Raw genomic sequence first — 7,737 nt, 5'->3', positions numbered from 1 at the left:
GAGTGGGGGTTTTTCATTCGGTGATGATGTCTCTTGCATGCTCGGGTGACTCTGCGCCATCATGTGGATGAGATGCTTCCAGAAATAACCCAACTGATCAAACTGCAGCAGAGAGACCAGCGTATCCGCGCCCTCCAGAAAGAGCTCAAAGACATTCCCAAAAATGAGGCGATGGCCAAAATGCAGCTTGCGGGTGATTTAGCTGCCGTCGAGGCGGCCAATCAGCGGGCTAAAGAAATCGAAGTGAAAATCAAAGGGGTTGAGCTGGACATTGCCACTCGTCAAAACTCCATCAAACGTCTGCACGACCAGCAGTTTGAGACTCGAAAGAATGATGAATTCCAGGCCTTAGGGCATGAGATCAAACGCTACGAAAGTGACGTTCACGCTTTGGAGGATACGGAGCTGGAGCACATGGAAGCGCTGGAAGCTGCCAAAGCCGTTTTGAAAGAAGCACAGGCTAAACTGGCGGTGACCCAGGAGCGTGTGAATGAAGATTTAAAATCTTTGGCCGTCCGTGCGGAAGGGGTAAAAACTCGCTTGGTAAGTGAAGAGGCTGAACGCAAAACGCTGGCCGAGCCCGTGGCACCCGAAACTCTCAGTCTTTATGACCGCTTGTTTAACAAAAAAGGTGACTCCGCAGTGGTTGCTTTGACCAACGGTATCTGTGGAGGCTGCCACATGAAAGTAGTGATGGGTACCGTGCAGCAACTTCGTGCAGGAGAGCTTATGACCCAGTGTGAAAGCTGTGGCCGCATCTTGTATTTGGTGGAATAAAAAAGCTTATGAACTGGGCGATCGTTAAAGCCGTCTGTCTTCTTTCTGTGGCGAATGTTTTTATGACTTTCGCTTGGTATGCCCATCTCAAGGATATGAAGGCCAAGCCGTGGTTCATCGCTGCGGTACTGAGTTGGGGGATTGCCTTCTTTGAATATGTGCTGCAGGTGCCAGCGAATCGCATCGGTAGCACCGCATTGAATCTGCCTCAGCTCAAAATCATCCAAGAGGTGATTACGCTGACGGTGTTTGTGCCATTTGTATTCTTCTACATGAAACAGCCTTTGAAATGGGATTATCTGTGGGCGGCTTGTTGCATGTGTGGTGCGGTTTATTTCATTTTCAGAAAGTAGTTTTGGCACTCGGTAGTAGAATCACTGTTGCCTGAAATCAGTCGGTCTAGTGGCTGAGCGGAATAGTGAATCTAGTAACCTGAAAGCATGACGATTCTTTTTCGTGCTTTCGGTTAGGGGCGTGGCTTTCACCTCGTTTTCCGTATCTGGGGATCGCCTAACCTTTAGAGCGTAGCCGAAAGCGAGCGGTCTAGTTCTTGGTCGTTTGGTGACAGTGGCTTTGTCCAGTGTTACCATGGGGAGATGCGCGACGGATTCAGGCTCGATGAAAACGAATTTTGGACTTATCGTGATTGTGATCGGAAAGGTGAAAAATGTCTCTACGTTGCGGAGCCGTGGCCACAAGCTTTCGTCAATAAACGGCAGGCTGGATTGCTAGACTGGAATTTTTTAAAGTCCATTAGGCAAGAAGGTTGAACTGAAAAGCTAGATCGCGAAGTAGAACGAATGGCTCCAGGTGCAACCTGGTGGGGCAGCTCAGTTGGGCGAGGTTTGAATGATGTCTCCGCAGGGGCTGACAACCACACCTACTTGATGACTTCGCGGCCTTCGGTAAGCCAAGCATTAAGTCCACCTTTGAGAATGAAAAGTTGTGTGAAACCTAGGTTTTGCATTTGCACAGCAGCACGGGTGGAGCGGCCGCCGATGGCACAATACAAAAGGTAGGGCTTACGGCGATCTAGTTTTGATAGGTATTCTGTCGTGGAGGGTTGGAGGTAATCGTGGTTTTGAGATCCCGTAAGTTTGCCTTCACGAGTGACTTCCTCCGGCATCCGGAGATCCAGGATCAAAGCACCAGGATGAGTGGTGATCCAAGTGGCTGTTTCAGCAGGGGTTAATGGCTGCACACTGTCTGGCAAAAGGACAGCTGGCGGTTCCACTGCCGCAGGGGCGATGGATGGAGGCTTGCAAGCCATGAGACAGAAACTGAGCGATAGCAAAAAAAGGCGCATGATTAGCGATAACATCTTCATGATCCACGTGCGCTGCAACTCTTCGCTCACTTCTGTTTTAGCCATTCGGGGACTTCAATCTCGCTGCTTTTGATGGCTGGGGTATTACCTTTCCAAACAAAACCGGCATCGGTGAAGCTCTTTTGATTTTCTTGTAACCAAAGGAGCATTCGGTGGCCGAGTTGTTTGTTAGGGGAATTGGCTCGAACGGCAAAGGGTTGAACCGCTTTCGCTTTGTCCGCCGGTAGAGGAATGGCGTCGAATTGCTGGGACTGATTCTGAATGTTGATCTGATAAACGATGGCCGCATCTAGGGAACCAGTGCGGAGTTGATTGACGAGAAAATCGCCGGTGGGAACTTGGCTAGATGCGTTTTTGCTAACGCTCTCCAGGAGATTCATGGACTTCAAAATTCCCTGAGTCATGAAACCGAGCGTGGATTGCTCGGCATTGCAAAGGCCGACGCGAAGGCCTGGTTGGGCGAGATCTGCCAGGGTGCGGATGTTTTTGGGATTGCCTCTCGGCACGGCAATGACGATTTGGGCTTCTGTTAGCAACACCGCTTCTGGAAAGTGTTCGGCTACAGGTGGGACAAAGCAAACATCACAGGCATAATAGACGTCGGGGAACTTGGGACTGGTGCTGTCACCCATGGTTTTCATGGCCGCGCAGAGGATGCCACAGCCATTAAAAACGGTGGTGATGCTGATGCCTTCACGGGTGGCGAAGTCCTGCACAAGCTTTTCAATGGCGGGTCGATTGACACCACCGCTATAAAGAATGAGTTCGGGTTTAGCTGCCCATTTGTCTCCTCCTGCTGGCTGAAAGCCTAACGTTTTAAAGATGAGGCCACCTTTATCAGGGGCTGCCATATATCTGGCGAATTTAAGGGCCTCAGTAGAAGATGCGGCGCTGTTGAGGATCGCTGCACTGGCTTTTTCTTCGTGATTCGAAAGCTCTGGAACCTCCACTTTTTCGAGATCTTTAAACTGGGCTAAAACGCTGTCCCAAACGAGGGCGGCATCTACGGCTCCTAACTGAGTGTCTGCTGCGACCTCGGTGACGGTGGGTTTCATGACGGCGGCTTTTTGGACCAGGTTTTCCCAGCGTGGGCCGAGCAACTTTTGGGTGACCTTACCGATGCTGGCAGCCTCGGGGTTGGTGAGGGCCAGCCGCACGTCTGGCTTTTCTAGATCGGCTAGAGTGCGTATGTTCTTGGGGTTGCCTTTGGCCACTGCGATGACGGGGTGCTGAATGGCTAAGGGAAGGACTTCGCGCGTCACCTTCATCTTATGGGCATCTGCTAAAGAGCCTTCGTCTGCAGCGATGAAAATGTCCCCTCGGTTAGCCACTCGAAGCTGAGTAAGCAAGGTCCCTGAACCGCCGAACTGAAGGGAAACGGAGACGCCTAACTCCTTTTGATATTGTGCGGCGATAGCTTCGACAGGTTTCTTTAAACCTGCAGCACAATACACGGTAAGCGTCGGTGCCGCTGCACGACTGCCCGAGCGCAGGCTGTAAAGAACCAGGGCCCCTGCGGCGACTAGGAGCAAGGCGGCAATGAGTTTCCGAGACATAAGAGACAGTGATTACTTTTTACGCAGAAGGAATATGGCGATGATTGCCAGGGCCGCAGCCGCAATGCCAGCCAGAGCACGCTTATCGAGTCCAACAACATAGGTGTCATCCATGGGAAGCCCGATCCACGCATTGATATCTTTGGAAACAGGCGGTGGGGCTGTGGCAGCTTTGGTGGTAACCGTAACGTGAGGGGACGGAGAGACTTTCTGTTCAACTTGTAGTGAGGGGCTGGCCCCACTTTCTTTGGCTGCCGCTAGCGCTTTTTCCCAATCCACATTCATGAGGATGTCCCAGCCTGGATTTTCGTTTTTCATTCGGCATGAGCAGCGGCCCACGAGGAACATGCAGGCATCTTCCAGCGAGGCATCATCTAGATCAACCAGAGGCCAGGCCCCAAGGACACGCCCCCGACCAAAAACGGCGGCGGCAAAGCTGGTGGAGGCTGGATCTACCTTTCCCTGGGGACCTGCCAACATTTGAATGAGTGTCTGCTCGGCTGGGTCATCTCGTTGGAGACGCAGCGTGGTGAATTTTAGCAGCAGTGGGGGGCCTGGGCCCAGCTGGCTATCAGGATCATTGGGGTTTTGGACCGGCAGAGCAGCGACTTGTTCCAAGAAGCGAAGACGTTTTTCGATGCGGTCAGCCTCGGTCTTATCAGCCTCGCTTCTGCCCTGAACGATGACCCAGATCACGGAATCTCCCGCGAGGATCTGCTTTAGCAGTTGCTGGCGGGCAGGGGAGTCCAGAAGAGTGGCGAGACTCGCTGAATCGAGCTGGCCGGCCCAAACTGGGCGGTCACTTTCACGGGAGTATTTGAGCTCTGCGGTGGTGGCTGTGGCAGCGGTGGTGATGTCTAGGTTGGCTTTCCCGTTGGCTCTGAGTGGGCGCAGCAGATCACTGACGCTGGCATCTTGGGTAACCGAAGGCGGTAAAACGAGATGAAACTTATCCGCCTCCCAGCGGTCCAACGCATAACGAAACACCGGAATAGTGCAAGCACAGGCGGTGGATGCTGCGAGCGTGAGGCCAATGATGAACAGGCGGGTAAGCATGAGTCTGTGGCGTCAACGAATGGATGGCGGTTAAAGTTGCATTAGGTCAATGAGCTTGCAGCCAGTTTTGGCCAGTGCCTGCCTCCACACCGACGGGGACATCTCCCAGGGTAAGGGCATGGCTCATTTCTTTGAGGATGAGGGACTTGGCTTGTTCCACCTCTGCTTCGGGGACTTCAAAGAGGAGTTCATCGTGCACCTGGAGCAGCATGCGGGTTTTCAGTCCGGCTTTTTCCAGGGCTTTGTCCACGTTGATCATCGCGAGTTTGATCATGTCTGCGGCAGTGCCTTGGATCGGTGTGTTCATGGCCATGCGCTCAGCCCCACCACGGACACTGGCGTTGCCACTGGCGATATCACGAATGATGCGACGGCGGCCTGTGATCGTCTCCACATAACCGTAACGTTTCGCGTCTTTAACGATCTGCTCCATGTATTGGTGGATGCCCGGGAACTGCTTGAAATAGTTCTCGATGATGGTGGCGGCCTCACCCCGAGGGATGCCGAGGCGCTGGGATAAACCAAAGGCGCTGATGCCATAGATGATGCCAAAGTTGACCATCTTTGCCGTACGGCGCATTTCAGGCAGCACGCCATCCAGGGTGACGCCGTACACGCGCGCCGCAGTAGCTTGATGAATGTCGTGACCGTTTTGGAAGGCCTCGATCATCGCGGCATCTTCACTGAGGGCGGCCATCACGCGCAACTCCACCTGACTGTAGTCGGCGCTCAGCAGCACCCAGCCTTCCTGGCCAGGGACAAAGGCCTTGCGGATCTCCTTGCCCGAATCGGAGCGGATGGGGATATTTTGCAGGTTCGGATTGCTGGAGGCCATGCGTCCGGTGGCGGCCATGAGCTGATGAAAGGTGGTGTGTACACGCCCGGTCACTTTAGAAACCGTGCCCGGGAGGGTATCCACATAGGTGTTCTTCAGTTTGGTCACTTCGCGGTATTCCAAAATATCCGCAATGATGGGGTGCAGTCCTAACAAGGATTGCAATACTTGCTCGTTTGTCTGGTATTGACCCGTGGCGGTCTTCTTCGGTTTGTCGGTCAGTTTGAGTTTTTCAAAAAGGATCTCGCCGAGCTGTTTGGGGCTGTTGAGATTGAAGGGGCCTCCCGCCATTTCCTGAATGCGATGGTGCATGTCATTGGCCCGCTTTTCCAGTTCCAGGCCAAATTCCCGCAGGGCCTGCACATCAATGGCGACTCCGCGATTTTCCATGCGAGTGAGCACGGGCAATAGCGGGCATTCGATTTCATAAAACACCCGCTCGGCTCCATGCTGGGGCAGCAGTGCACGCAGTTTTTCAGCGAGTTGCCAGGTCACATCCGCATCTTCCGCGGCATAGTCAGTGATCTTTTGTGGATCTGCCTCGGCGACATCTGCCATGGTGGCTTGGCTAAAGAGATCATTTTTCTCAGTGCCGATGAGAGCCGTGATGGGCACTGGGGTGTAGCCTAGCATGGACTCGGCTAGGTAATCCATGCCGTGGCGCTGATCAGGCTCGATCAATGAATGAGCGAGCATGGTATCAAAGAAGGGGCCTGCTACTTCTAGCCCGTGAGCGAGCATGACACTGAGGTCAAACTTGAGGTTATGCCCGATTTTCTCAACGCCAGATTCAGGGGCTGGCTGTGCTGTGGTTGTGGTATCGCCACCATCCCAGGGTGCATCGGTCACCTCCAGCGCTGGAGCTGTATAGGTAAAGATACCTCGAAACTCCTCGAGTACCGAGGCTGCTTCGGCTGGGTCTCGAGGGAAGAGGACAAACCAGCCCTCATTAGCCTGCCAAGAGAAAGCGATGCCAACAATCTGAGTGTCGCGTGGATCCAGCGAAGTGGTTTCCAGGTCAAAGCAAAAGCGTGGCTGAGCTTGTAGCTGGGAGATGAAGTCGCGGCGTTCTTCTGGGGTACGAATCAGATGATATTTATGCTCCGTATCGGCAAGTGTGCGCAGGTTGTGCGAGGTCTGCTGCGTGGTTTCCTCCATGGAGAAGAGATCGCTCGCGGCTGTGGCTGTGGAAGGGGTGTCTTTGGCTAGTTGGCGCCCTCGCCCAGCTTTAAACTCATCGCCAAAAAGACGCTTGCCTAGAGAGTTGAATTCAAACTCGGTGAACAAGGCTTTCAGGGCTTCGTCATCGTGACTCTTGACGCCTAGGGAGTCGAGCTCCACCTCCAGCGGTGCATCATGCATGATGGTGGCGAGCTGTTTGGAAAGGATGGCCTTTTCCACATTTTGCTCCACCTTTTCCTTCTGTTTACCTTTGAGTTTACCTGCGTTGGCAATGAGGTTTTCTAGGCTGCCGTATTGCTGGATGAGGCTGGTGGCAGTCTTTTCACCAAAGCCAGGGATGCCGGGGATGTTGTCCACTGCATCTCCCATGAGTGCCAGAATGTCCACCACTTGCTCGGGCCGTTCGATGCCCCAGCGCGCGCAGACTTCAGCCACACCTAGAATCTCGACATCGCTGCCCTGGCGGCCGGGTTTGTAGATCTTCACCGAGTCGGAGACGAGCTGACCAAAGTCCTTGTCTGGAGTGACCATGTAAGTCTCGAAATCCTTACCTTCGGACCGTTTGGCGAGGATGCCGATGATGTCGTCGGCCTCATATCCATCTCGGGTGAGCAATGGGACGTTCATGGCTGCGCACAGGCGATGGATCTGGGGGATAGCCAGGGAGAGATCCTCCGGCATTTCTTCGCGCTGGGCTTTATATTCCGGAAAAATCTCGTGGCGTGGTGTGGGGGCAGATGTGTCTAACACCACAGCCAAGTGAGTGGGCTGCCAGCTCTTGATGATATCGAGCAAGGTGTTGGTAAAGCCGTAGAGAGCAGAAGTATTCAGCCCGTCGCTGGTGCGAATGGGATTTTTGATGAAAGCAAAGTGGGCGCGATAGAGCAGCGCCATGCCATCGAGCAGAAAGAGACGTTTGGACATTGGGGTGAGCCTAGCGCGAATGAGGCCGGGGTGAAGTGAAAAGGCTAGGAGGATGATCTCGGAAGATGGTGCTCAAAAAG

General features: G+C 53.6%; 6 protein-coding genes. 2 read left to right on the top strand and 4 right to left on the bottom strand.

Features of this window, described 5'->3' with window-relative positions; all coding sequences use genetic code 11:
* The first annotated feature begins 72 nt into the window (after nucleotides 1–72).
* Nucleotides 73–777, top strand: a complete 705-nt coding sequence (locus HNQ64_RS20985) for a zinc ribbon domain-containing protein (RefSeq protein WP_184212430.1) — start codon at nucleotides 73–75, stop codon at nucleotides 775–777.
* 8 nt (nucleotides 778–785) lie between these two features.
* On the top strand, nucleotides 786–1,130 hold the full coding sequence (locus tag HNQ64_RS20980; RefSeq protein WP_184212428.1) for a DMT family protein: 345 nt from the start codon (nucleotides 786–788) through the stop codon (nucleotides 1,128–1,130).
* Nucleotides 1,131–1,657: 527 nt separating this feature from the next.
* Here HNQ64_RS20980 and HNQ64_RS20975 read toward each other — a convergent pair.
* The 4 genes from HNQ64_RS20975 to polA all read right to left on the bottom strand — a co-directional run bounded on the left by HNQ64_RS20975 (nucleotide 1,658) and on the right by polA (nucleotide 7,657).
* Nucleotides 1,658–2,047, bottom strand: coding sequence for a rhodanese-like domain-containing protein (locus tag HNQ64_RS20975; protein WP_184212426.1), 390 nt, complete (start codon nucleotides 2,045–2,047; stop codon nucleotides 1,658–1,660).
* 83 nt (nucleotides 2,048–2,130) lie between these two features.
* On the bottom strand, nucleotides 2,131–3,660 hold the full coding sequence (gene modA, locus HNQ64_RS20970; RefSeq protein ID WP_184212424.1) for a molybdate ABC transporter substrate-binding protein: 1,530 nt from the start codon (nucleotides 3,658–3,660) through the stop codon (nucleotides 2,131–2,133).
* Nucleotides 3,661–3,672: 12 nt separating this feature from the next.
* Complete coding sequence (locus HNQ64_RS20965; RefSeq protein WP_184212422.1) at nucleotides 3,673–4,716, bottom strand: hypothetical protein; 1,044 nt, start codon at nucleotides 4,714–4,716, stop codon at nucleotides 3,673–3,675.
* Nucleotides 4,717–4,762: 46 nt separating this feature from the next.
* Complete coding sequence (gene polA / locus HNQ64_RS20960; protein WP_184212420.1) at nucleotides 4,763–7,657, bottom strand: DNA polymerase I; 2,895 nt, start codon at nucleotides 7,655–7,657, stop codon at nucleotides 4,763–4,765.
* Between the last annotated feature and the right edge of the window lie 80 nt (nucleotides 7,658–7,737).

It is taken from the genome of Prosthecobacter dejongeii (assembly GCF_014203045.1).
In the GTDB taxonomy this organism is placed as follows: domain Bacteria; phylum Verrucomicrobiota; class Verrucomicrobiia; order Verrucomicrobiales; family Verrucomicrobiaceae; genus Prosthecobacter; species Prosthecobacter dejongeii.
This window is presented reverse-complemented; position numbering and strand designations above follow the sequence as displayed.